Annotated in this window: 23 protein-coding genes; 14 read left to right on the top strand and 9 right to left on the bottom strand. The window is 63.0% G+C overall.

Annotated elements, in window-relative coordinates; genetic code table 11:
* The first annotated feature begins 6 nt into the window (after positions 1 to 6).
* Complete coding sequence (locus DVK00_RS17405) at positions 7 to 486, top strand: DUF5797 family protein (RefSeq protein ID WP_101349911.1); 480 nt, start codon at positions 7 to 9, stop codon at positions 484 to 486.
* A gap of 23 nt (positions 487 to 509) precedes the next feature.
* Here DVK00_RS17405 and DVK00_RS17410 read toward each other — a convergent pair whose 3' ends face one another.
* Positions 510 to 1538, bottom strand: a complete 1029-nt coding sequence (locus tag DVK00_RS17410) for a DUF5787 family protein (RefSeq protein WP_121578106.1) — start codon at positions 1536 to 1538, stop codon at positions 510 to 512.
* A 248-nt stretch (positions 1539 to 1786) separates the two neighbouring features.
* Between DVK00_RS17410 and DVK00_RS17415 the strand changes: the two genes are divergently transcribed.
* Positions 1787 to 2155, top strand: coding sequence for a hypothetical protein (locus DVK00_RS17415; protein ID WP_101349909.1), 369 nt, complete (start codon positions 1787 to 1789; stop codon positions 2153 to 2155).
* Between the two features lie 21 nt (positions 2156 to 2176).
* Here the strand turns inward: DVK00_RS17415 and DVK00_RS17420 are convergent, their stop codons facing one another.
* Positions 2177 to 2608 carry a bis(5'-nucleosyl)-tetraphosphatase gene (locus tag DVK00_RS17420; protein WP_101349908.1) on the bottom strand — a complete coding sequence of 144 codons (432 nt, stop codon included), beginning with the start codon at positions 2606 to 2608 and terminating at the stop codon, positions 2177 to 2179.
* 95 nt (positions 2609 to 2703) lie between these two features.
* Here DVK00_RS17420 and DVK00_RS17425 point away from each other — a divergent pair, with 95 nt between their 5' ends.
* Both DVK00_RS17425 and DVK00_RS17430 read left to right on the top strand, forming a co-directional pair.
* On the top strand, positions 2704 to 3036 hold the full coding sequence (locus tag DVK00_RS17425) for an uS10/mL48 family ribosomal protein (RefSeq protein ID WP_101349907.1): 333 nt from the start codon (positions 2704 to 2706) through the stop codon (positions 3034 to 3036).
* A gap of 54 nt (positions 3037 to 3090) precedes the next feature.
* Positions 3091 to 4362, top strand: a complete 1272-nt coding sequence (locus DVK00_RS17430; RefSeq protein ID WP_121578107.1) for an amidohydrolase — start codon at positions 3091 to 3093, stop codon at positions 4360 to 4362.
* A 5-nt stretch (positions 4363 to 4367) separates the two neighbouring features.
* Here the strand turns inward: DVK00_RS17430 and DVK00_RS17435 are convergent, their stop codons facing one another.
* Complete coding sequence (locus tag DVK00_RS17435; RefSeq protein ID WP_121578136.1) at positions 4368 to 4820, bottom strand: type IV pilin; 453 nt, start codon at positions 4818 to 4820, stop codon at positions 4368 to 4370.
* 241 nt (positions 4821 to 5061) lie between these two features.
* Positions 5062 to 6480, bottom strand: coding sequence for a geranylgeranyl reductase family protein (locus DVK00_RS17440; protein WP_121578108.1), 1419 nt, complete (start codon positions 6478 to 6480; stop codon positions 5062 to 5064).
* Between the two features lie 183 nt (positions 6481 to 6663).
* Between DVK00_RS17440 and DVK00_RS17445 the strand changes: the two genes are divergently transcribed.
* On the top strand, positions 6664 to 6996 hold the full coding sequence (locus DVK00_RS17445; protein ID WP_101349904.1) for a 2Fe-2S iron-sulfur cluster-binding protein: 333 nt from the start codon (positions 6664 to 6666) through the stop codon (positions 6994 to 6996).
* Positions 6997 to 7191: 195 nt separating this feature from the next.
* A complete protein-coding gene (locus DVK00_RS17450; protein WP_053968013.1) occupies positions 7192 to 7794 on the top strand; it encodes a hypothetical protein in 603 nt (200 codons plus the stop codon).
* Between the two features lie 74 nt (positions 7795 to 7868).
* On the opposite strand, the gene DVK00_RS17455 is transcribed toward DVK00_RS17450, so the two are convergent.
* Complete coding sequence (locus DVK00_RS17455; protein WP_121578109.1) at positions 7869 to 8486, bottom strand: stage II sporulation protein M; 618 nt, start codon at positions 8484 to 8486, stop codon at positions 7869 to 7871.
* 133 nt (positions 8487 to 8619) lie between these two features.
* Between DVK00_RS17455 and DVK00_RS17460 the strand changes: the two genes are divergently transcribed.
* The gene (locus DVK00_RS17460; protein WP_101349902.1) at positions 8620 to 9597 is read left to right on the top strand and encodes a phosphoadenosine phosphosulfate reductase family protein; all 978 of its coding nucleotides are present in this window, start codon (positions 8620 to 8622) and stop codon (positions 9595 to 9597) included.
* A 708-nt stretch (positions 9598 to 10305) separates the two neighbouring features.
* Positions 10306 to 11496: an MFS transporter gene (locus DVK00_RS17465; RefSeq protein ID WP_101349901.1), complete on the top strand. Its 1191-nt coding sequence runs from the start codon at positions 10306 to 10308 to the stop codon at positions 11494 to 11496.
* On the opposite strand, the gene DVK00_RS17470 is transcribed toward DVK00_RS17465, so the two are convergent.
* Together DVK00_RS17470 and DVK00_RS17475 are read right to left on the bottom strand one after the other, a co-directional pair.
* On the bottom strand, positions 11497 to 13518 hold the full coding sequence (locus tag DVK00_RS17470) for an AMP-binding protein (protein WP_121578110.1): 2022 nt from the start codon (positions 13516 to 13518) through the stop codon (positions 11497 to 11499).
* A gap of 139 nt (positions 13519 to 13657) precedes the next feature.
* On the bottom strand, positions 13658 to 14527 hold the full coding sequence (locus DVK00_RS17475) for an SDR family oxidoreductase (protein WP_101349899.1): 870 nt from the start codon (positions 14525 to 14527) through the stop codon (positions 13658 to 13660).
* A 247-nt stretch (positions 14528 to 14774) separates the two neighbouring features.
* On the opposite strand from DVK00_RS17475, the gene DVK00_RS17480 reads away from it, so the two are divergent.
* The 5 genes from DVK00_RS17480 to DVK00_RS17500 are packed head-to-tail and all read left to right on the top strand — an operon-like array spanning position 14775 to position 19713.
* Positions 14775 to 16124, top strand: a complete 1350-nt coding sequence (locus tag DVK00_RS17480; RefSeq protein ID WP_121537734.1) for an ABC transporter substrate-binding protein — start codon at positions 14775 to 14777, stop codon at positions 16122 to 16124.
* A 9-nt stretch (positions 16125 to 16133) separates the two neighbouring features.
* Positions 16134 to 17078: a branched-chain amino acid ABC transporter permease gene (locus tag DVK00_RS17485; RefSeq protein ID WP_121537733.1), complete on the top strand. Its 945-nt coding sequence runs from the start codon at positions 16134 to 16136 to the stop codon at positions 17076 to 17078.
* The gene (locus DVK00_RS17490) at positions 17078 to 18226 is read left to right on the top strand and encodes a branched-chain amino acid ABC transporter permease (RefSeq protein ID WP_121578111.1); all 1149 of its coding nucleotides are present in this window, start codon (positions 17078 to 17080) and stop codon (positions 18224 to 18226) included. The genes DVK00_RS17485 and DVK00_RS17490 overlap by 1 nt, the downstream gene beginning before the upstream one ends.
* 1 nt (position 18227) lies before the next feature.
* The gene (locus DVK00_RS17495) at positions 18228 to 18983 is read left to right on the top strand and encodes an ABC transporter ATP-binding protein (RefSeq protein WP_121578112.1); all 756 of its coding nucleotides are present in this window, start codon (positions 18228 to 18230) and stop codon (positions 18981 to 18983) included.
* Positions 18976 to 19713 carry an ABC transporter ATP-binding protein gene (locus tag DVK00_RS17500; RefSeq protein WP_101349894.1) on the top strand — a complete coding sequence of 246 codons (738 nt, stop codon included), beginning with the start codon at positions 18976 to 18978 and terminating at the stop codon, positions 19711 to 19713. Before DVK00_RS17495 ends, DVK00_RS17500 begins: the two co-directional genes overlap by 8 nt.
* Positions 19714 to 19732: 19 nt before the next feature.
* Here DVK00_RS17500 and DVK00_RS17505 read toward each other — a convergent pair whose 3' ends face one another.
* Positions 19733 to 20437 (bottom strand): helix-turn-helix domain-containing protein, encoded by a 705-nt coding sequence (locus DVK00_RS17505; protein WP_101349893.1) that lies wholly within the window; start codon positions 20435 to 20437, stop codon positions 19733 to 19735.
* A gap of 108 nt (positions 20438 to 20545) precedes the next feature.
* Here DVK00_RS17505 and DVK00_RS17510 point away from each other — a divergent pair, with 108 nt between their 5' ends.
* Positions 20546 to 21130, top strand: coding sequence for a GNAT family N-acetyltransferase (locus tag DVK00_RS17510; RefSeq protein ID WP_121578113.1), 585 nt, complete (start codon positions 20546 to 20548; stop codon positions 21128 to 21130).
* Positions 21131 to 21152: 22 nt separating this feature from the next.
* On the opposite strand, the gene DVK00_RS17515 is transcribed toward DVK00_RS17510, so the two are convergent.
* On the bottom strand, positions 21153 to 21626 hold the full coding sequence (locus DVK00_RS17515) for a peptidylprolyl isomerase (protein ID WP_101349891.1): 474 nt from the start codon (positions 21624 to 21626) through the stop codon (positions 21153 to 21155).
* Between the last annotated feature and the right edge of the window lie 27 nt (positions 21627 to 21653).

The raw sequence follows: 21653 nt of genomic DNA on the forward strand, positions 1-21653 counted from the left end.
CGGGCCATGACCCTCTCGGAGGAGGCCCGCGAGCGACTCGCCGACATCGTCGAGCTCCAGCCGACGAAAAACGGCGAGTTGCAGGAGCGCTGGGACATGGACAGCGGAAGCGAGGTCCACCAGTACCTCGAAGCCGAACTCAAGGAGTACTACTACCGCAACGACAACAGCCTCATCTGTGCGACGCCGGAGGCGACGACGCTCATCGACGGGGAAGACTCCGAGCGGATTCAGACAGTGACGGTCACCCCGCTCCAGCAGGCTATCGTCGACGTAATCGCTGGACCGGACGAGGAGAGCCAGAGTGTCGTCGCCGTGTTACACGCCCTCCGCGAGGTCGGCGAGGACCGCGACACCGACGAGGTTCGCTCTGCGCTTCGCAGCCTCGCGGACAAGGGTATCGTGGAGACCGTTGAGAAGACCGTGCCGACGTTCAGGCTGGCCGTTCCGCGTGACGAACTAGATATCGAGCTGTCCGAGGAATGAGACCGGACCGCGGTATCGGTCGGTTACTCTGACAGCCCCGGCCGCTGGCGGCGTCGTCGCCGCGCTAACAACCGCTTTATTGCCTTGCCCGGCCCGCCGTCGAGCGGCCAATCCATCGACCGCCACGCCGGCGGCTCCGGCTCGTAGGACGGGCACTGGCCCCGACACTCCGCCGCTGTCGGCAGACAGTCTTTCGCCGCACAGTAGGGATACACGCCAGTCTCGCCAGCGGTGAGCTGGAAGTGCCGGCAGTCGGGGCGCATCGTGTCGGCGTAGGCGCGCCACCCACGAGCGTACGCTCGCTCCGCGATGGTGAGTCGCCGCTCCTGCTTCCAGTCGGGGTCTACGTACTCGAAGCGGGCCGCGCTGGTGTCGTCGGTCGGGCGGTCGAGAATGCGCGTTCCGGGGTCGTCGACCGACAGCGACCGCGGTTGCCAGACCGCCTCGGCCGTACCGGCTTCTGGGTCGACTGTCAACACACCGGCGGCAGCGGGCAGGTCCGCTAGCAGAATCGGCTCCACGCGCTCGTCGGTCGCCGCCGTCGCGACCCACACCTCGTCGGCAAGCGACAGCGCGATGTCCCGCTGTAGTTGCGGAACGAGGTTCCTGGCGGCGCTGGCAGTCAGGTCGGGCTTGTTCTCTATGGCGACGATTCGGCGGAGCCAGTCCGGATAGGGGCGTACCCGACGGATTTCGATGCGATTGCCGCGCTTGCGGGTCTCGACGGCACCCCGGTCGGCCGCCTCGTGAATCGATTCCCGGACGTACCGCCACGGATAGCCCGGATCAGGCAGCGCGTCGCGGTAGTACGTCCAGTCGGCCGGCGCGTTCTGTAGAACGTGCAGGAGGTCCGAGTCGAACGCGTCTCCGCCGAACGTCGCTCGCTCGCGGAGTCCATCGGGGTCACACTCCAGGATGATGGTGTCCCAGCGGCGGTGTTTCGTCCCGAACTGTCTGGCGACCAGCACCGCGGCGTCGTCAGACGGCGACCACGCTCGCTCGGCCCACTGGCAGACGGCCAGTTCGAAGGCGAACTCGGAGTCAGGAGCCACGAGCAGTCGTTGTCGGCTTCGGACCAAAACCCTTCGTTCCGATGCCGGAGCCCTGTCCGGGCCGGCGTCCCTGGCAATCGTTTCGTTCGGTGACACAACCCGATTATTTATGTGATAGCTTCAGAAACAAACCGTCGGTTACGAATGACACACCAGAAGCCTGGAGACAGTCCAGCCGCGATTGCCCTCAACACAGCGCCCCAGCCGACAGGCGACGCCGCGTTCAGTGCCCTCAGTGGAGGGACAGTATGAGTTCCGCCGCCCGCGGCGACGGGATATTCGACCAGTACACGACGATACAGTGGATTGCGGCGGGCATCGTCGCGTTGCTGACCTTCCCCATCGGAATCGCCGTGCCGGCCTACTTCTACATCAAGACCTCGAACGGCACCGCCAGTGAGCAGGGGGCCTGGGAGGCGTGGGCGGTCATCCTCGTCGGTATCCTCGGCATCGTCGCGGTCGAACTCGGCGGCGAGACGGGCGCGAAAATCGCCATCGCGGTCGCGCTGCTGGGGATTCCGGTCCTGCTGCTCCTCTTTGCCGCCGTCGTCGGGAGCTTCGTCATCGGTATGGGTAACGCGACGGCAGTGGCGCTGCTGGCCGGCGTCGCGCTCTGAGAACCGGGTTCACGACTCCGGTTACTCTTCCTCGTCGTCGCGCTCGTCGAGGAACTCGTGTGCCTCTTCGAGTATCTCGCGCGGGCCGTCCTGCGTGACCGTGTTGATGGCCTGTTCGTAGTCGCGCCACTGCAGGTCGCGGTGTTCTGTGGACAGTTCGGCTGACGCTTCGAACGATTTCGCGACGAACAGGTGGACCGTCTTGTGGATGGTGTTGCCGTTCGCCTCGAACACGTAGTCGTAGTCTTCGCGGAACCCGTCTAAAAGCCGGAAATCGCCGATACCGGCCTCCTCTTTCACTTCGCGTATGGCGGTCTGCTGGAGCTCTTCCTCGCCCTCGACGCCGCCCTTGGGGAACTCCCAATCGCCGGGTCGGCTCTTGAGCAGGAGGTACTCCCGCCGGCCACGCGTATCGCGAAAGAGGATGGCTCCCGCGCTCGTGGCCTCTATCATTATCGGATTTTATGACACCGCTACTTAAGAGAATATCGGAGACACAACGGAAACAGATGGTCTTTTGTCACTCGCGGCTGAGTGTTCGTCTACAGATGCCCTTTGTCACGACGCTTACTTTCACCAGTGGGGACCGACACCGACTCGACGACGTCGTCACGGAGATCAAGGAAAACGCCGAGCAGAAGGGGGTCGAACTGAAAGGCCCCCATCCGAAACAGCCACAGGAGCTACGCATCCCGCAGTCGAAGTCGCTGGGGCCGGGCGGCGGCCGCTTCGAGTCCTGGACTCACACCGTCTACACCCGGACCATAGAGATAGTCGGCTACGAGGAGTTCGCTCGGACAGTCACTCAGCGGACGTTCCCGGACGCCATCCACGTCGAGGCCGGCGTCGAACAGCGCACGCAGGTCGGCAGCGGGTCGTAGGCCCGCCGCCGTTCCCGTGGATTATTATAAGTGAGTGTGCCCCGTTTCGCCGGCATGAACGAGTCCCAACAGGAGCGGCTCCGGTCCCTCCGGCGTGACCTGCACAGCTATCCCGAACCCGCGTGGCGGGAGTTCTACACCACCAGTCGCATCGTCGACGAACTGGAACGCATCGGCGTCGACCAGTTGCATCTCGGGCGGGATGTCGTCGACGCCGACGCGCGGATGGCGGTCCCCGACGACGATGAGCTCGACGCCTGGCGGACGAAGGCCCGCGAGGCCGGTGCCCGGGAGGACGTGCTGGAGGCCGCCAACGGAGGGTTCACCGGTGCGCTGGCCGTCGTCGAACAGGGCGAGGGACCGACCGTCGCGCTCCGGGTCGACATCGACGCGCTCCCGATACGGGAGGCCGACAGCGCCGCACACGCCCCGGCGGCCGCGGGGTTCCGCTCGGGGAACGAGGGGTACATGCACGCCTGCGGCCACGACGCCCACGCGACAATCGGCCTCGGCGTGCTGGAGGCGGTGAAAGAGAGTGATTTCCGCGGCACGTTCAAAGTCGTCTTCCAGCCCGCCGAGGAGGTCATCGGCGGCGGGAAGGCCGTCGCCGAAAGCGGTCATCTGGACGATGTGGACCACCTGCTGGCGATACACGTCGGTCTCGACCATCCGACTGGAGAGATTGTCGCCGGCGTCGGCGGCTTCCTCGCCGTTCGGCAGTTCGAGGCGACGTTCAGCGGTGAGACAGCCCACGCAGGAGGACATCCAGCACAGGGACGGGACGCTGTACAGGCCCTTGCGACCGCCGTACAGAACCTCCATGCGATTCGCCGCCACGGCGAGGGCGCGACACGGGTCAACGCTGGCGTCGTCGAGGGCGGCACAGCGACGAACATCGTCCCCGGGGAGGCGACGCTGGAAGGGGAAGTCCGCGGCGAAACGACCCCGCTCAAGGAGTACATGAGCGGGCGGGCAGACACCGTCATGTCGTCGGCTGCAGAGATGCACGACTGCGAGGTCGCCATCGAGACGACGGCGGAAGCACCGAGCGCGGTCAGCGACGACACGCTTGCAGACGTGGTGTATAAAATGGCCGACACAGTTCCCGGCGTCACCAGCCGCCTTCGAACCGACGATCTCGGCGGCAGCGAGGACGCCACCTATCTGATGGACCGCGTCCAGAATCACGGCGGGACGGCGACGTTTGTCGGTATCGGGACCGACCATCCGGGCGGCCACCACACCCCCACATTCGATGTCGGCGAAGACTCGCTGGCTATCGGCGTCGATGTCGTCACCGGGGCAGTCCGCCGGCTGAGCGAGTGACTACGCTACGGCGTTTCCCAGCTGGCGAGTCGGATCGATTTGCCGCTATCCGGCGACTTCCAGTTCAGTGTGACTGTCGCGTCAGAAAGGTCCGATGCCCCGGAAAACGTCACCCGTGACCCGGCCGTGATTTCCGAACCAGCCGACAGCGCGCCGCTGAGACTCGAGAAATCGTGCTGTCCGTTGGCTCCTGAAGCCCCGCTAACAGTGATGTACAGATTTCCGGCCCGAATCGAGTCGCCGCTTCGGTGTTCGATTGTCAGGGTGTCGGGACTCCCGGCATCGTAATCAAATGAGAACGCCGCCTGTGGCGCGCTCTGGCCGATGTTCCCTGAGCCGAAGTCGAGGAAGAACGTCGCTGCTGTCGCCGCTAACAGTACTGTTACTGCAACCATTAGGATGACACCCACAACTGGCGAGACTGCACTGTCGTCAGATTTGAATCTACGTGCTAGCATGATTGACCCCCACTCGGCGACGGTCGACACGCTGTCACCATCTCGGTGACCCCCCGGTCAACCGACGCCGGTGCGACTTCATTTTGTTATCATGTTGTCGAATAATAAAACTTGTCGTTCAGAATTTCAGTTCATATAGTAATTAATTACTATCGAGATAACATTCAAAACCAGACACTTGACACTGACAGACGTCTATCAGAGAGTTAGATGTAGCCGAAAGCCGCAACGAACCGCTGAATCAGTACTTGGGGTCTGCGCCAGTGACGTCGTAGATATCGTCCATAATCGAATCGCGCTCGCGTTGCCAGGCTTCGAAGCCGCTCCGGTCGCTCGGGTAGGATTCGTAATGGTCCAGTAGCCGGTCGGCAGCCTTCTTTGTCTGGTAGAGGTCCCTGATCGTCCCAAGGTGGCCGATGCTCTTGACGGCCATCTTGAGTTTGAGTCCGAGTCCGATGCTGGTCGAACCGCCGTACAGTGCCTCTGCGAGCTTCTCGCCGGGCAACGCGGCCAGCAGGGCCATCAGGTCGTCGACGTCGTAGGCGGTGGTGAATATGTTGTACACGTCAAGCGCCGCATACCGTGCGCCGAAGTGGTCCATCACGCGCTCGTTGTACTCCCAGAGCGCGGCTTCGTCGTCCGTCCGGCCAGATTCGATGGCTTCGATAGCCTGTTCAGCGGCGTAGGTCCCGGCGTAGGCTGCACCGGCGATACCGCCGCCGGTCGTCGGATTGACGTGTCCGGCGGCGTCGCCGACGGCCATGAATCCGGGCGCGACGGCGGAATCGTACGGCCGGCGTGTCGGCAGCGCAGCGCCGAGTTTATCCTGTACCTTCGCGCCCTCGAACTCGCTTCGACCCTGGAGGTCGCGCTTGAGGTCGTCGACTAGCTCCATCGGCTCCTCGTTCATCTGGAAGCCAAGGCCGGCGTTGATCTCCGTGTCCGTGCGCGGGAAATACCAGAGATAGCCGGCAGAGCGCTCGGTCGGCTTGAACACGAGCGCGTCGTCCCACTCGACTGGCTCGTCGACTTCGATTATCTCACGGTATGCCGAACAGAACTGCGAGTACTGGACGTTCGTGTCGAAGGTCGCGTCTTCGAGGTCAGTCTTGTCCTGCAGAATAGACAGTGCGCCGGCCCCGTCGATGACCATGTCACCCTCGTACGTGACGGGGTCGCCTTTCCGCATGGCTTTTACGCCGGTCACACGGCCGCTGTCGTCCTGTAGCACGTCCTGAACGACCGTGTCGTAGTGGAACTCCACGCCGCTGTTGTTTGCCCCTTCAATGAGACAACGACCGTACTCCCAGCGGTCGATGACGGCGAGTTCGCCCGGGACGGGGATCTCGAGAACAGTGTCTTCCTGCGGAATCTCGAAGCGGCCGTGGTCGACATTTGTGTTGGTAAAGGCCGGTTCGAGCTGTGACTTCGGAATCGCATCGGGGAAGTCGCTGGCTCCCTTCAGTGCGTCTCCGCAGGCGATGTGGCCGGCTTCGGTCTCGTCTTTGCGCTCTACGACGACGACATCATAGCCCGCGTCCGCGACAGTCGCGGCGGCGTAACAGCCGGATGTCCCGGCCCCGACGACGACAACGTCCACGGAAACGGTCCGTGCCGTCGCCGACGCTCCGTCGGCGTTGCCGTCCTGGTGTGTGGTCATGCACTCTCGTCCTGCCCGGAGAGAGAAAATTATTCCGCTACGGGTTTCAGCGGACGACTGGAACCATTCTTCGCAATGAGCGGTCCGTTGCGGGTGTTTGGTGTGGCGTCGACGGTAACAGTCCGTTTCACTCCGGGGCAGCGGTGATAAAGAGTTTTGCTGGGGGGTATCAAATGGCCGATCATGACCGAGCATACGGTGACATTTGTGGGGACGGGCGAGGAGATTACTGTCTCCGAGAAGGAGACGATTCTCTCGCGGTGTATCGAGGAGGGTATCGCACAGGAGTACTCCTGCCGCGTGGGGATGTGCCTGGCTTGTTCGGCGGAAATTGTCGAGGGGTCGGTTACCCAGCCTGCCGCCCGTGGACTGACCGACCGGGAACGGGAGAACTACGCACTGACCTGCATGGCACGACCGCAGTCGGACCTGAAACTCGACCGCGGGAAGTACCCGCCCAGTATTGAAGGGGATGTGACCCCGGAAGACGGCGACCCCACACCAGCGGACGACTAGTAGGCACTGGATACTACTAGCATATGGCCTACTAGAAGGTCTGTAAATACCTTTAACATACGCCTGATAGATTGCCTGATATAGAGCGGTGCAACCGCGAATGAAGGACAGGTCATATAAGCAAGTGGCCCCTATGGTGTAGTGACTACAGCGTCAGCGGACGGCCTTCGACGACTGATACACGCTTCCCCAACCATGACCAGCCGCGTATACAGACTTCACTCGACACTTGAACTGCCACTGGAAGACGCATACGATTTCTTCGAGGATCCGGATCTTCCACCTGAAATCGCTGACATCGATATCACCCGTCGAAACAATACGCTCATCGTCAGCGCCGTCGCCAAAGACGACTCTATGAGCAAGTACACTCCGACGGCCCAACTCAAGGCGAGCGTCACGGAGAATCGGGTGTACGAGGAGGACCCCGACGAAATGGGGCCGCCCGGAGCCGCGAGTACTGGAAGCTCCGGAGGTGGCCCCCAGTGGGGCGCACTCGAAGAGGAGGAGGAAGAGATCGAGTCTGAACTCGTCGAGTACGCCTGTTTCAAAGGCGACCGCGAGACCGTGCTCCAGAACACTGCACTCCAGTACGCGATGTTCGAAGTCCTGTGTGACGTCGCGAAAGTCGCAGAGAAGGGAACGCTGACGGCAATTGCGGCGGTCGACGAGGAACTCGAAGCTGTCCGCATCGTCGATGGGGAAGAGCGGCCCGCTGCAATCAACGTTGCAGAGGAACCCCGCGACGGCGAGGAAGAAGAGGGCGTCAACTGGCGCGACAACGAGTTTATCTCGTAACGCGGCCCCGTCCCGGTCACGGATTCAGTTTTGCCGAGCTGCAGCTCAACACCGTTACCGGGCGGTCTATGCCGCTATGCCGGCGCAATGCCTGAGAGGTCAGCGTCGGTAAATCGCGACGCGATTTCGATGGTGAGATTCGCTTCGATGTAGGCCGCAATCACGATGAACACGGCGGCCGTCGCAAGCAGCCATCCGGCCTCCCGGATATCCTGTCGAGTGGCCAGTTCGTTCGTCCGGCCGCGAATGTACTGAATCGTGCGCCAGCCGAACCGGAGTCCGACGGCGGCGACGATGAGCAGTGCGGGAATCTCGATAAGGCCGTGTGGGACGATGAGTGCAGCGACGACGACAGGCGAAACCTGCTTGAGTGCGATACCGACGACGACCCCGATGAGCAATCCGTTCAAGACGAGTGAGAGGACCGTCATCGAACCGAGCGAAATCGCGCCGAGCAACATCACGAGCAACGCACCGAGGTTGTTGACCGTCAGCGAGAGGGTCGTTAACTCAGCCGGCATAAAGGGGTTTTCGCCGGTCGTTCCGGGGGTCTGAAGCCATTCGGTGGGGACCTGGCTGCCGAGTCCGTACCCGACCAGCGCGCTGGCAAACAGTATCAGCGCGGCGGCGGGGACGTAGCGTAACAGCCAGCGGTGGAAGAGACGGGCCGGGAGGCTTGGGCGGTCGTCCATATCACGTCTTTTGCGCGGGCCGCAAAAAACCGAGTGACCGTGTGCACGCGACCGTCAGCCATTTGCCACTGTCTCACACACCTGTCGGTCATCCAAAAAGTACTTGGCATTCGTAATTATATCTCATTACACTATGTCCGAATCAGCAGAGTTCCCGGACTATCTGGACGTTGATTACACTGACGGGGAAGGCGAAGACCCCGAAGAGTACCCGACTGTCAACCACAAGATCGAGAAGGCTATCGAGGTTACGAAGACTGGCCTCGAAGAGTACAAGAACCCTGTCGTGATGTGGACCGGCGGCAAGGACTCGACGCTGACGCTGTACTTCGTCAAGGAAGTCGCCGAGCGGTTCGACCTCGAAGTCCCACCGGTCGTCTTCATCGACCACTACCAGCACTTCGACGAGCTCATCGACTTCGTCGAGCACTGGGCCGACGAGTGGGACCTCGACGTCATCTGGGCGCGCAACGAGGACGTGGGCAACTACGTCGACGAGAACGGTCTCGAACCGGGTGACGACATCCCTGTCGACGAACTCTCCGAGCACAACCAGCACCACATCCGGAACATCCTCGAATACGAGGAGGACACGTTCCCGTTCCTGCTCGACACCTACGTCGGCAACCACCTCCTGAAGACGGTGGCGCTCAACGACACTATCGAGGAACACGACGTCGACGGCATCCTGTCGGGCATCCGCTGGGACGAGCAGGAGTCTCGCGCCGACGAGACGTTCTTCTCGCCGCGTCACGACCCGGACATCTACCCGCCGCACGACCGCATCCAGTCGATTCTCCAGTTCGCGGAGGCTGACGTGTGGGAAGCCTTCTGGAACTTCGTCGTCCCAGACACAGTCGAGGGGTACCCGGACGACGGCTACGTCCCGCAGGGCCAAGACGACCTGCCCGAGGGCATCGAGAAGGAAGACGTACCGGTCTCGCCGAAGTACTTCGCTGGATTCCGTTCGCTCGGGAGCGAGGTCAGCACCGACAAGTCCGCGGAAGAGCCTGCCTGGCTGCAGGACATGGCGAACACGACCGAGCGCGCCGGCCGCGCCCAGGACAAGGAAGACCTGATGGAGCGCCTGCGCGACCTCGGCTACATGTAAACGGGCGCAAGCCTCGCCGTTTCTGCGTCGTTCTTTTTTTGACAGGAACACCTATGTCACTGCCCTCGATGAGTCGTTCACATCTGTCCCCACACCCCCACGAGGTGACGTATCAATCGGTAAGGTGGTTGTTGAACTCGGAGCCGACAGCCGGCACTGAATGGTGGCGTGATAGTACTTCGACGCGAGTCGATGTCGTCCGCGCCTGTCCCGGTCTCAGGACATGTGGAACTGCGCAGTTCACTCCAACAGAGTGTGCGTTTCTTCCAGTTTCTACAGAGGAACAGCCATACATGTCGACCAGCGATTCTATGTTGTGACTTGTTCACTGTAATTGAACAGTGTGAATATCCGCCATACCAGCAGGCCGCCTCGGATTTGAGGGCGTCTACTCCCTGAAATCATGCGTAAGATGAGCTATGTACAATTGTCGAGAAAAGGTTTAGGTACTGTCGAACACTACAGGTAAGCGAATGAGTTCAGACCAGTACAACTGTCCGAACTGCGGGGCGGAATTGAGCTACCAGACGACGAAGCACAACGGCTGTTCGAACTGCGGTTTCGTTCCGCCCCACAGTGCCGAGTAACGCGGATTGGGACGAGTAACCGGACGTGCTGTTCTGTCGTCGGTGGTTATCGAGTTCCACGAGGAGAGTCCCATACTCGGGTCCGACATCTATTTTTCTCGGCTCGCTGTATCCGTTGTCTGTGACCGACCGCACAGACCGGGGCGTTCTCGCGGGCGTTATCTTTGCCGTGTTGCTGGCGCAGGTCCTGCTGTATCCGGGTGTCGACAGACTCGTCCGGAGGCTGGGTGCGACCACGGACCTGAATGCGAGCATGTGGTTCCTCGCCGCTGAGTTCGGGGCTTTCGTCGTTTTCGCTGGCGTGTGGGGCGTGCTCAGCGACGCCACCGGACGGCGAACGCCATACATCGCCGGCGGGGCGGGCGCGGGCGCAGTGCTGTACGCCCTCATCGCGTGGCTTCCCGAGGCAGTCTCGCTTCCATTTGTCGGCGTGCTGGTCTTGCGGGTGCTGCAGGGTGGAGCGACAATCGCCGCGTTCTCCCTGGCGATGACGATGCTGATGGACCTCGGCGGCGGCCACGGCAAGAATATGGGTGCGGCAGGCATTGCGATCGGCAGTGGCACAGCGCTCGGAGCGCCACTCGGCGGCCAACTGTACGAAATTCAGACGACGCTTCCGCTGTACGTGGCGAGCACGCTGTCACTCGTCGTCGCAGTGGCTGCCTTGCTTGTCACCGACCGCGCACCGTCGGACGGGCGGTCGGGCCTTTCTGCGACCGTGTCCGGGCTCAAACAGCGGCCGACGCTCGGCGTGCCGTACGCCTTCGGGTTCATTGACCGCCTCACCGCGGGCTTTTTCGCGCTCGTCGGCACCCTGTATTTCAGAGAGACGTTCGAGCTTGGACCCGGCGAAACCGGCGTCATGCTGGCGCTTTTTTTCGCCCCGTTCGCCCTCTTGCAGTATCCCTTCGGCATCCTCTCTGACCGCATCGGCCGAACCGGTCCGATTGTTGTCGGGTCGGTGCTGTACGGACTCACTGTTGTCGGCGTCGGGCAAGCGCCGACGGTCACCATCGCCGGCGCAGGGATGGTACTGACCGGCGTTATCGGCGCGCTGATGGCCCCGGCGACGATGGCGCTCGTGTCGGACCTCGCCAGCGAAACGGAGCGCGGCACCGCTATGGCCGGGTTCAACATTTTCGGTAGCGTTGGCTTCCTCGCTGGCATCCTCGTCGGTGGCACCGTCGCTGGCGCTTTCGGCTACCCCGCCGCGTTCCTCGTCGCCGGCGGGACGGAAGTCGTCCTCGCGGTGCTCGCACTGCCCGGACTGCTACGGCTGGAGCAGCCGACCGAGGATGCCGTCAGGGGCTGATTACGACGCGTCGCGGACCTCGTCAAGCGCCTCTGGGTTCTCGATGCTGGACATATCACCCAGGTCCTCCCCGCGGTAGACGCCAGCAATTGCTCGGCGGATTATTTTCCCGCTCTGCGTCTTGGGGAACTCGTCGACAAACAGCACCTCACGGGGTCGGAACGGCTTGCCGAGTTCCTCGCCGACGGCGGCGCGGATATCGTCGCGGAGGTCGGCCGAGGGTTCGTAGCCGGGCTCGAGCACGGTGTAAAGAACGACGGCAGTGCCGGTGGTGTCGTCCGGCGCACCGACGGCAGCGGCCTGATTGACGGCGTCGTGTTCCATCGCCGCGCCTTCGACTTCCGCCGGTCCGACCTTCCGTCCAGCGACGTTGAGCACGTCGTCGGCCCGGCCGTGGAGGAACCAGAGGCCGTCCTCGTCCTTCTGTGCCCAGTCACCGTGGTCCCAGACGTCGTCCCACGTCGACCAGTACTCGTTCAGGTAGCGTTCGTCGCCGCTCCACAGCGACCTCGTCATCGACGGACAGGAGTCCCGAGCGACCAGATAGCCGCGCTCGTGCGTGTCAGCGATGGATTCGCCGGCGGAGTCGACGATGTCGATGTTCATCCCCAGCCCCGGACCACCCAGCGTGCAGGGCTTGAGCGACTGAATCGGCATCGGCATCAGGAAACACCCCATGATCTCGGTCCCACCGGAGATATTGATGATTGGACAGTCCTCGTTGCCCACGTTCTCGTAGAACCACTGCCAGCTCTCGGGGTCCCAGGGTTCGCCGGTCGACCCCAACAGCCGCAAGCTGGAGAGGTCGTGCCCTTCCAGCCACTCGTCGCCCTTCTTGCGGAGCGCCCGAATCGCGGTCGGCGAGACACCGAAGGTGGTGATGTCGTGCCGGTCGATCATCTCCCAGAAGCGGTCCGGTTCCGGGTGGTCCGGCGCGCCCTCGTACATGAAGACAGTCCCGCCGAAGGCGTGGTTCCCCAGCAGCGTCCATGGCCCCATCATCCAGCCGATGTCGCTCACCCAGAAGAAGCGGTCGCTGGGCTTGTGGTCGAAGCCGAAGTATATCTCTTTGGCCGCCTGCATGAGCGCGCCGGCGTGCGTGTGGACGATACCCTTCGGCTTGCCGGTCGTTCCAGAGGAGTACAGCAGCATCGACTCCTGATTGCTCGGAAGCTCTGTGGCCGCGTACTCGTCGTCGGCGGTCTCGATAGCCTCGTCCCACCACTCATCGCGGCGGGTCCAGCGGATCGTCTCGTCGGGGTCGTCCGCGACGCCGAGGCGGTCATAAACGACGGTGTGTTCGACCGGCGTCGTCCCCAGTTCTTCGCCGGCCTGCTTGATGGCCTCGTCCGCGCTGCCCTTGAGGTGGACACCGGAACCGCGGCGGTAGAAGCCGTCGCCGGTGAACAGGACGGAACACTCGGCGTCGGCGATACGGGTCGCCGTCGCGTCGACGCCGAACCCGGAGAAGATGGGGACGGCGATTGCGCCGACCTTGAGACAGCCGTACAGTATCGACGCGACTTCGGGAACCATCGGCATATACAGGCCGACGGTGTCGCCGGTGCCGACGCCGACGGACTCCAGGTAGTTCGCTACTTTACTGGCCTGCCGATTCAGTTCGTGGTACGTGACTTCCCGCACGTCGCCGGGTTCGCCCTCCCAGATGAGCGCGACTGTGTTTCGGGTCGGGCTGTCCCGCGCTGCGTGGCGGTCCAAGACGTTGTGGGCGGCGTTGATTGTCCCGCCGGTGTACCAGTCGGTGAACTGTGGCCCCGCACTATTGTCCCGGACCTGATCGTAGTCTTCGAAGAACTCGATGTCGAGGTACTCCGGGAGCAGGTCCCAGAACCACTCGACGCCCGAGTCGGGTTCCTCGGGTAGGTCTGTGGTCGTTCGCTCGATGAGTTCGTCGTAGTTGTCGATGTCGTACGCCTGCATGAATTTCCAGACGTTCGTCGATTCGACGAACGCGTGGCTCGGTTCGTGGACGATGGAGTCGACGTGGTTTTGTTCGCTCATTGCGTCAGTATTCCGTAGTGTTTGGTCGTCTGGTATAAACTGGTACCGCCGCCCGGCACGCGTTACTGGGCCGGTCGGGTAGTCCGGTTCCGCACCGCCCGTGTGACACAGGGGCCGGTCAGCTACTCACGTCATTGTCTCACTCGTACGTCTTTGTCATGCCGCCGTCGAACAGCAGGTCCCCGCCGTTGAGATGGTCGGCGTGGGCCGAGAAGCCAAACACGAAGAGGTTCGCCACGTCGATGGGGTCCATCATCTCCTTGACCCGGGCCTGTCCCAGCATCACGTCGTCGATGACCTCGTCGACGCTGATTCCTCGTTGCTCGGCAGTGTCGGGGATCTGGTCGACGACCAGCGGCGTCTTGACGTAGCCGGTGCTGATAGAGAACCCGCGGAGCCCGTCACCGCCCTCGGCGGCGATTGACTGTGTCAGTCCCCGCAGGCCGAACTTCGAGACGTTGTAGGCCACCTTATCCGAGGTCACGTAGTGTCCGTGAACAGACGCCATGTTCCCGATGGCACCGACGCCGTCGTCGGTCCGGCGGATGTGAGGGATGACGCGTTTCGACAGCGCGAGCGGGGCGCGCAACATCACGTCGTGCATCTGGTCGTACTTCTCCATCGGGAAGTCCTCGATGGCGTCGATATGCTGGAGGCCGGCGATATTGGCGAGGTAGCGAACCGTGCCGTGAGAAGCCGCAGTCTCGACGATGGCCTCGATGTCCGCATCATTCGCGAGGTCGCCGGTCACTGTCTCGACGGTCCCATCGAGGTCGAGGGCCGCCGCTGTGTCCGCGACTTCGCCGAGGCCGTCCGCGTCGATGTCCGTCGCGACGGCGGTCACCCCGTTGGCGGCCATCGCCAGCGCCGTCGCCCGCCCGATGCCCGACCCGCCGCCGGTCACCAGACAGACGGTGTCGCTCGTGTAGTGGTCGTCGTCGACGAACAGGATCGAGGACTCGTCGATCGGCTCGACTTCGAGCCGTTCGTGAGAGGTGCTGGATGCCATTCGGTCACACGTTCTCCAGACACGTCCGAATAGGGGCGGGTTGACATGTATACCCGACTGGCTGCTGTGGGGGACCCGCAGTCCGGCGCGAGAACGCCGTGCCGCTGTCTCGCCGGCTACCGTGGTTTACGTGTAAACCTCTCGTTATTCGGGGGTTACGTCGGAATCAACAGCTATCCCTGTGAGCGTGGCACACACTGCGTGACCAGCTTCCCCGGACTCGTCCGGGGCGTATTGGGACACACCTATGAAACGAACGACAACGGACCATGACAGCGAAGGTATCGGCAGGCGACAACTGCTCTCCGCGATTGGCGGCTCGGCCGTCGCCGCAGCGCTCGCTGGCTGCTCGACGTTGCTGAGCGACAGCGACACGGCGGACCAGGGCGGGCAGTCCGGCGGCGGCATCTCCGAGGAACCGATACAGGCCGGGCTGTTGACGTTCACCCGTGGCGCACCGGGCGTCCTCGGGATTCAGGCCCAGCGCGGGGCCGAGCTCGCAGTCCAGCGCATCAACGAGGCGGGCGGCATCGGCGGGCAACGAGAAATCGAACTGGACGTGGTCAACGAGGGGTCAAATCCCCTTGACAGCTACAACCAGTTCATCGAGGAAGGGAAAGAGGTCACCTTCGGTCCCATCTCCAGTGGCACGCACAGTCAGATCGCCCCCGAAGTCGAGAAAAACGAGGTCATCAACGTCGGGACCGACGGGACGGTGACGACGCTCTACGAGGAGACGGTCACCGACCCGACCTACTCCTTCCGCTTCCAGAACTACGACATCATGGAGGTGGTGACGATGGCCCGCGAGGCCGTCGAGCGCATCGGCGCTGACAACATCTCGACCGTCGCCGGTGTCAACCCCGGTTACTCCTTCGGCGAGGACGAGATGCGGGTGTTCACACAGGCCATTCAGAAGCTCACGGACGCCGAAATCGTCTACGAGGGGTTCCCGGAACTCGGGGCCAGTGACATGTCGAATCACATCACCTCGATCAACAACGAAGAGCCGGACGTGACCTTCTCTAGCCTCTGGGGCGGCGACGTGACGACGTTCGTCCGGCAGGCCAACGCCAACGACATGTTCGAGAACACGACGGTGTTCGGCACGACGCTGTACAGCGCGGCCGGCGACGTGCCGGGCGATGCACTGGCCGGGACGGACATCTACTCCGGGTCGCGCAACTACTACTGGGGCCTGCCGGCGCTCGGGAACTGGCAGCCCGGCCGCGAACTGTTCGACGCCGCGACACAGCAGGATGGCGTGACGGTCCCGACGGCTCACTACATGAGCGGGTACGGGGCGGTCACCGCCTGGGCGACGGCCGTCGAGAAGGCCATCGACCTGCTGGGCACCTACCCGAGTCAGGAGCAGATCGCGCAGGTTCTGGAGGGCCACGGCTTCTTCACACCGGCCGGCTACCACAACATCGCCGAGGACCATCAGGGCGCGTCGAACTCCTTCGCCGGGCAGATGGTGTACGACGACGATCTCGGCGCGGCCAGGCTCGAAGACGTGAACACCTACGCCGCCACCGAGACAGCGCCGCCGCCGGGCGTTACCGGGAGCGACTGGCTGGACAGCTGGAGCGCCTGATACCGAGCCATGGCCGTAACACCCACAGCCGCGCTCGTCCAGACGCTCAACGGCATCCAGTTCGGGTTCATCCTGTTCATGATCGCCTCGGGACTGACCGTCATCCTGGGGATTCTGGATGTCCTGAACCTCGCCCACGGAGAACTGTTCTCGCTGGGCGCGTACACCGCCATCGGCGTGTTCGGGTTTCTTATCGGTATCGTCGGCCCGCCGGGCGGTGGCGTCGTCGGCACCGCCGTGTTCATACTCGCGGTCCTCGCCGCCGTGCTGGTGACGGCGGCCATCCTCCTCCCCGTCGGCACCCTCTTTGAAGCGGTGTTCCTGCGCCAGATCTACGACCGCGACCAGGTGTACCAGCTGGTTCTGACCTTCGCTCTCTTGCTTATCCTCCTCGACGTGAAGAAGTTCATCTGGGGGGACAGCTCGATACGGACCGACGCCGTCTACAGCGCTATCAACACAATCCCGACGAGCGAACTCGTCGGGCTGAACTACCCGACCTACAACGTGTTCGTCATCTTCGTCGGCACGGCCGTCGTTGCGGGACTGTTCTGGTTCTTCGAACGCACGAAGACCGGGCGCATCATCAGAGCTACGGCCATCGACCGCGAGATGGCGACTGCCATCGGCGTCAGCACCGACCGCGTGTTCACGCTCGTGTTCGCTCTCGGAGCCTTCCTCGCGGGGTTCGCTGGCGCGATGGCCGTCCCGCCGACGGCGGCGACGCTTGAGATGGGCACCAATCCGCTCGTGCTTTCCTTCGTCGTCATCGTCATCGGCGGCCTCGGAAGCCTCCGCGGCGCGTTCGTCGGCGCACTCCTCGTCGGTGTCATCCGGAGCTGGATGATTACGCTGTACCCGCCCGGCGAAATCGCGGCCCCGTTCGCAATCATGGCGCTCATCCTGCTGGTCAAGCCAGAGGGCCTGTTCGGAACGTGGGGTGAGACAGCGTGATGCCTGAGCGCATCGACCGCGACGGAACGCCAGCGTACCGCTTCCTCGGGGTTGAGCTGACCCGTCGGGAAGGAGCCTTTCTCGTCTTCGGGGTCGTGTTCCTGTTCCTCATCCCCGACATCGCGAGCCTCTCAGATAGCCTCCAGCTCAGCGTCATCCATCAGGGGCTGTTGTTCGGCTTCGCGGCAGTCGGACTGAATCTCCTGCTTCGCCATACGAAGCTCACATCGTTTGGCCACGCGGCCTTCTTCGGCACCGGCGCGTACGCGACCGCAGTCCTCGCACGCTATGCCGGCGTCCAGAGCGTCGGCCTGCTGTTGCTCGGGGCCATCGCGGCCGCGACGGTGATGGCTGCCACCATCGGGGTCCTGTCGCTGCGACACACGGGGTTGTACTTCGCGCTCCTGACGCTGGCCTTCGGACAGCTCCTCTACGCAATCGCGCTCGGACAGAGCGCCCTCGGCGGGAGCGACGGACTTCCGATTCGGCCGGGGCCGGCGAACCAGCCGCTTCTGTTCGGGACTGCGTTCAGCCCCGATGTGTACCAGATTCTGACGTACTACCTGACAGTGGTCGTCATCCTCGTCGGCCTGTTCGTGATGTACCGCATCACGCAGTCGCCGTTCCGCAACGCCTTAGACGCCATCGGGCAGGAGCGGACCCGGGCGCGGTTCATCGGCCTGCCGGTCAGACGGTACGTCTGGGCCGCGTTCGTCATCTCGGGCCTCTACGGCGGCGTGGCGGGCGGGCTGTACGCCGTCGTCCGCCAGTACGTCCGCCCGGAGGGGACGCTGTTTTTCCTCCGGTCGGGCGACATCCTGTTCATGGCAATTCTGGGCGGGTTCCGGACGCTGGTCGGCCCGCTCATCGGCGGTGTCGTCCTCATATTCCTGCAGGACGTGGGGCAGGACATCACCCAGTACTACGAGTTCCTGACCGGCGTGGTGCTCCTGATACTGGTGTATGGGTTCCCACGGGGCATCGTCGGGTCCCTCCGGTCCGGCGGTGTCGTCAACGCGCGGCTCAGTGAACTGCGCCGGGAACCGTCCATCCTGTCGACGTGGGGCCGGAGCGCCGCGCAGTCGATAGAACGGAAGGTGACAGCGGCACTGACCAGCCTGCGGATAATCCTCTTTGGAGTCGATTGAGATGCTCGAAGCACGCAATCTGCGGAAGTCCTTCGGTGAACTGGTCGCAACGGACGATATCACGCTCGAATTCGGCAAGGAGGAAGGCGAACTCGTCTTCATCGTCGGCCCGAACGGGGCCGGGAAGACGACGTTCATCAACCTCCTCACCGGCTTCCTCTCACCGGATGAGGGCTCCATCGTCCTCGACGGCGACGACATCACCGGGATGTCGGCGAACGGGCGCGTCGACGCCGGTATCGCCCGGAGCTTTCAGGTCGTCAAGGTGTTTGAGGAGATGACGGTCCGGGAGAACCTCCGAACAGTCGTGCTGACCGAACGGGACAAGACCTGGAGCCTGTTCTCGATGGCCGACGGTCACGAGGAGGTCGAGGCACAGGTCGAGGAACTGCTCGAGAAGTTCCGCCTAGAAGACGCGGCCGACACCGTCGCTGAAGAGCTCCCCCACGGCGACCGAAAACTGCTCGACGTGGCGATGTCGTTCGGCCTCGACCCGGATTACCTCCTGCTCGACGAGCCGACCTCCGGGGTGTCGACCCGTGAGAAGGAGTACGTCATCGAGACCATTGTCGAGGTCGGCCGGGCCGAGGGCGTCACGACGATCACCATCGAGCACGACATGGACATCGTCACGGAGTACGCCGACCGCGTCGTCGCGCTCCATCAGGGCGCAGTCCACGGGGTCGGCCCGCCGACGATGCTCGAAACCGACGACGAACTCCGGCGGCTCCTCCTTGGGGTGGGTGAGGATGAGTAGCGACTCGCTGCTGTCCGTTCGCGGCCTCAACGCCGCCGTCGAGGGGTTCCAGGTGACCGAGGACATCGACCTCGACGTGAACGCCGGCGAGGCGGTCGGGCTCGTTGGCCGCAACGGAGCCGGTAAGACGAGTACCTTCCGCGGTATCATGGGTCTGACACCGGTCTGGAGCGGCTCAGTCAAATTTCGCGGCGAGGAGCTGACCAGCATCCGCTCGGAGCTGATTCCCAAGCGAGGCATCGGCTATCAGCCCGAAGACCGGAAGCTGTTTACCGGGATGACTGTCGACGAGAACTTCCGGCTCCCGATATGGACCAGCGGGGAGGCCCGCGCCATCGACGACGAGGACGCAGTTATCGAGAGCGTCTACGACGTGCTCACCGAACTCGATGACCGCCGGAACGCGAAGGTCCAGAACCTCAGTGGCGGCCAGGCGAAAATGGTCGCTATCGGCCGGGCGCTGGCGCTCCAGCCTGATTTGCTCATCCTCGACGAACCACTGGAGGGATTAGCTCCGGTCGTCGTCGAGAGCCTCAAGCGCTACATCCGGGCTATCAACGACCGAGGCATCGCGGTTCTCATCGCGGAGTCCAACGTCACGCACGTCCCAGAAGTCGTGGACCGCCTGTACGTCATCGAGCGCGGAGATATCATCGCCAGCGGCGACCCCGAAGAGCTAGCGGCCGACGAAGACATCCAGAAACTGATGCAGGGGAGCGGGGCGGAGTAGCGGCAAATATCAACTACCTTCACTCCGTCACGTCGTTCATCGCCGTCGTGACGCGGTCGAGTATCTTCCGCTGACTCCGCCGGAGGTTCTTTGAGATGGCCATCTTTGAGACGCCGAACTCCTCGGCGAGCGACGACAGGGTGGCGTCTCGGGGCGTGTCGAAGTAGCCGCCTTCGACGGCTTTCTCCAGCGTATCTCGTTCTACGTCCGATAGTTCCCGACAGCCATCGACCAGCCGCTTCGCTGAATCGATGTTCTGTAGCAAGTCGTAGTAATCTTCGAGGTCGACTGACTCGCGGGACCGGATCGTGTAGTCGTTGTCCCGGTCCAGTTCCGACAGGGTCCCCTCGGCGACGCGCTCGGTATCGAAGCCGACGTGCCAGATCTCCGACCCATCCCGGATGCGGAACGGCCCGGTGATGTAGCCGCTGTGGTCGCGGATGACGCTCATCGCGTTCGTCTCATCGATGCGCGAGCGGATGAGCGCCAGATCGCCCTTCCGGCGGAGCAGCTGATAAGACTCCATGTGGTCGTGTGCTTCGAGCGCGTTCAGCCCCCGGTCCAGCTCTTCCCGGTCCGCCCCGTTGACCATGATCCGGGTCTCAAGCTCTCGCTCGACAGGGTGAAAATCCCACTGTTTGGCCAGAAACGACACCTCGTAGTCCCGTGTCGTGTCGATGTACGGACAGTCGTACTGGACCATGTCCATCTCGAGCGATATCATGGGCAATCAATCATGTTGGATTGCCTTAGTGATTGCCTCTCCGCCACCTCGTTAGCCCATGTCAGCCACGCCGCAAACCCTTTTGACTGCGGCAGTTAACTTTTAGGTATGTACGTCCGGGATGCGAAAAACCGCGAGGAAGTCTGGTTGCTCGACCGTATCGAGGAGATGGGGCTGGACGAGACGGCTTTCAGATCCCGGGACTACGTTGTCGCTATCGACGAGGAGAGCCACGAGAAGGCGGGCTTTGGCCGCATCCGTATCCACAAGGGCGGCGACGAACCGGTTTGTGAACTGACCAGCATCGGTGTCCTGTCCGAATGGCGCAATCAGGGCGTCGGTGCCCACGTCATCGAGCGGCTAGTCGAGTACGCGGGCGATGAAGGGTTCGACACCGTCTACTCGCTGACGAACGCCTCGGAGTTCCTCGCGCAGTTCGGCTTCGAGCGCCTCGAGCCGGCGCAACTCCCTGACTCGCTTCGGGACCGGCTCGCGACCAAACAGGAGAACATCCAGCCGGACGCGGTACCGCTCCGGGTGGCCGTCGACCGATTCGAGGTACCCGGCCACCTCCGCACGCGGTTCAAGCAGGCTAGTGCCGGGGAATCCGAGGAGGCCGAGCCGGAGGAGGGTCCCGAAGACTTCGGCATCGACCCCGACGAAGCGACCTATAAGTACGACACGGGCGATTGATCGGCTACCCACGACGAACGGCTTATCTGACGTCGACGATTTCGATGTCGAACACGAGTGTCTTGCCGGCCAACTCGTGGTTAAAGTCCACCTCGACGACGTCGTCTCGGACAGCAGTCACGTCTCCGTGAAGCCCGTTTTCGGCCTCGACATGGATTCCGACGTCGGGCTCTTTTCCCACCATGCCCTCGAACGTGTCGGGGTCGTACTCGCGGACGCGGTCGGGCTGAAACTCACCGTAGGCCTTCTCCGGGGGGACTGTGACAGTTGCTTCCTCGCCCGCAGCCATGCCGACGAGCGCCTCGTCGATCCCCTCGATGATCTCTCCTGCACCGACAGTGAATGAAAGCGGTGCGTACTCGCTCGCGTCGACGCCCTGTGCCTCGATAAGGCCGTGCTCTCTGGCGACTTCGGGACGTGACGTATCGAAGACGTCCCCGTCCTCGAAGCGGCCGACGTATTCGATGGTGACACCGTCACCCGGTTCGATTGGCATACGTCCTCGGTAGATGACGACGATATA

The sequence above is a fragment of the Haloarcula sp. Atlit-47R genome, assembly GCF_003665985.1.
In the GTDB taxonomy this organism is placed as follows: domain Archaea; phylum Halobacteriota; class Halobacteria; order Halobacteriales; family Haloarculaceae; genus Haloarcula; species Haloarcula taiwanensis.

What these genes read in the sequence shown, in the direction of transcription:
- DVK00_RS17405 (WP_101349911.1), top strand. Translation starts at nt 7, where the DNA reads ATGACCCTCTCGGAGGAGGCCCGCGAGCGACTCGCCGACATCGTCGAG.
- DVK00_RS17415 (WP_101349909.1), top strand. Translation starts at nt 1,787, where the DNA reads ATGAGTTCCGCCGCCCGCGGCGACGGGATATTCGACCAGTACACGACG.
- DVK00_RS17420 (WP_101349908.1), bottom strand. Translation starts at nt 2,608, where the DNA reads ATGATAGAGGCCACGAGCGCGGGAGCCATCCTCTTTCGCGATACGCGT.
- DVK00_RS17425 (WP_101349907.1), top strand. Translation starts at nt 2,704, where the DNA reads ATGCCCTTTGTCACGACGCTTACTTTCACCAGTGGGGACCGACACCGA.
- DVK00_RS17430 (WP_121578107.1), top strand. Translation starts at nt 3,091, where the DNA reads ATGAACGAGTCCCAACAGGAGCGGCTCCGGTCCCTCCGGCGTGACCTG.
- DVK00_RS17435 (WP_121578136.1), bottom strand. Translation starts at nt 4,820, where the DNA reads ATGCTAGCACGTAGATTCAAATCTGACGACAGTGCAGTCTCGCCAGTT.
- DVK00_RS17440 (WP_121578108.1), bottom strand. Translation starts at nt 6,480, where the DNA reads ATGACCACACACCAGGACGGCAACGCCGACGGAGCGTCGGCGACGGCA.
- DVK00_RS17445 (WP_101349904.1), top strand. Translation starts at nt 6,664, where the DNA reads ATGACCGAGCATACGGTGACATTTGTGGGGACGGGCGAGGAGATTACT.
- DVK00_RS17450 (WP_053968013.1), top strand. Translation starts at nt 7,192, where the DNA reads ATGACCAGCCGCGTATACAGACTTCACTCGACACTTGAACTGCCACTG.
- DVK00_RS17455 (WP_121578109.1), bottom strand. Translation starts at nt 8,486, where the DNA reads ATGGACGACCGCCCAAGCCTCCCGGCCCGTCTCTTCCACCGCTGGCTG.
- DVK00_RS17460 (WP_101349902.1), top strand. Translation starts at nt 8,620, where the DNA reads ATGTCCGAATCAGCAGAGTTCCCGGACTATCTGGACGTTGATTACACT.
- DVK00_RS17470 (WP_121578110.1), bottom strand. Translation starts at nt 13,518, where the DNA reads ATGAGCGAACAAAACCACGTCGACTCCATCGTCCACGAACCGAGCCAC.
- DVK00_RS17475 (WP_101349899.1), bottom strand. Translation starts at nt 14,527, where the DNA reads ATGGCATCCAGCACCTCTCACGAACGGCTCGAAGTCGAGCCGATCGAC.
- DVK00_RS17480 (WP_121537734.1), top strand. Translation starts at nt 14,775, where the DNA reads ATGAAACGAACGACAACGGACCATGACAGCGAAGGTATCGGCAGGCGA.
- DVK00_RS17485 (WP_121537733.1), top strand. Translation starts at nt 16,134, where the DNA reads ATGGCCGTAACACCCACAGCCGCGCTCGTCCAGACGCTCAACGGCATC.
- DVK00_RS17490 (WP_121578111.1), top strand. Translation starts at nt 17,078, where the DNA reads ATGCCTGAGCGCATCGACCGCGACGGAACGCCAGCGTACCGCTTCCTC.
- DVK00_RS17495 (WP_121578112.1), top strand. Translation starts at nt 18,228, where the DNA reads ATGCTCGAAGCACGCAATCTGCGGAAGTCCTTCGGTGAACTGGTCGCA.
- DVK00_RS17500 (WP_101349894.1), top strand. Translation starts at nt 18,976, where the DNA reads ATGAGTAGCGACTCGCTGCTGTCCGTTCGCGGCCTCAACGCCGCCGTC.
- DVK00_RS17505 (WP_101349893.1), bottom strand. Translation starts at nt 20,437, where the DNA reads ATGATATCGCTCGAGATGGACATGGTCCAGTACGACTGTCCGTACATC.
- DVK00_RS17510 (WP_121578113.1), top strand. Translation starts at nt 20,546, where the DNA reads ATGTACGTCCGGGATGCGAAAAACCGCGAGGAAGTCTGGTTGCTCGAC.
- DVK00_RS17515 (WP_101349891.1), bottom strand. Translation starts at nt 21,626, where the DNA reads ATGCCAATCGAACCGGGTGACGGTGTCACCATCGAATACGTCGGCCGC.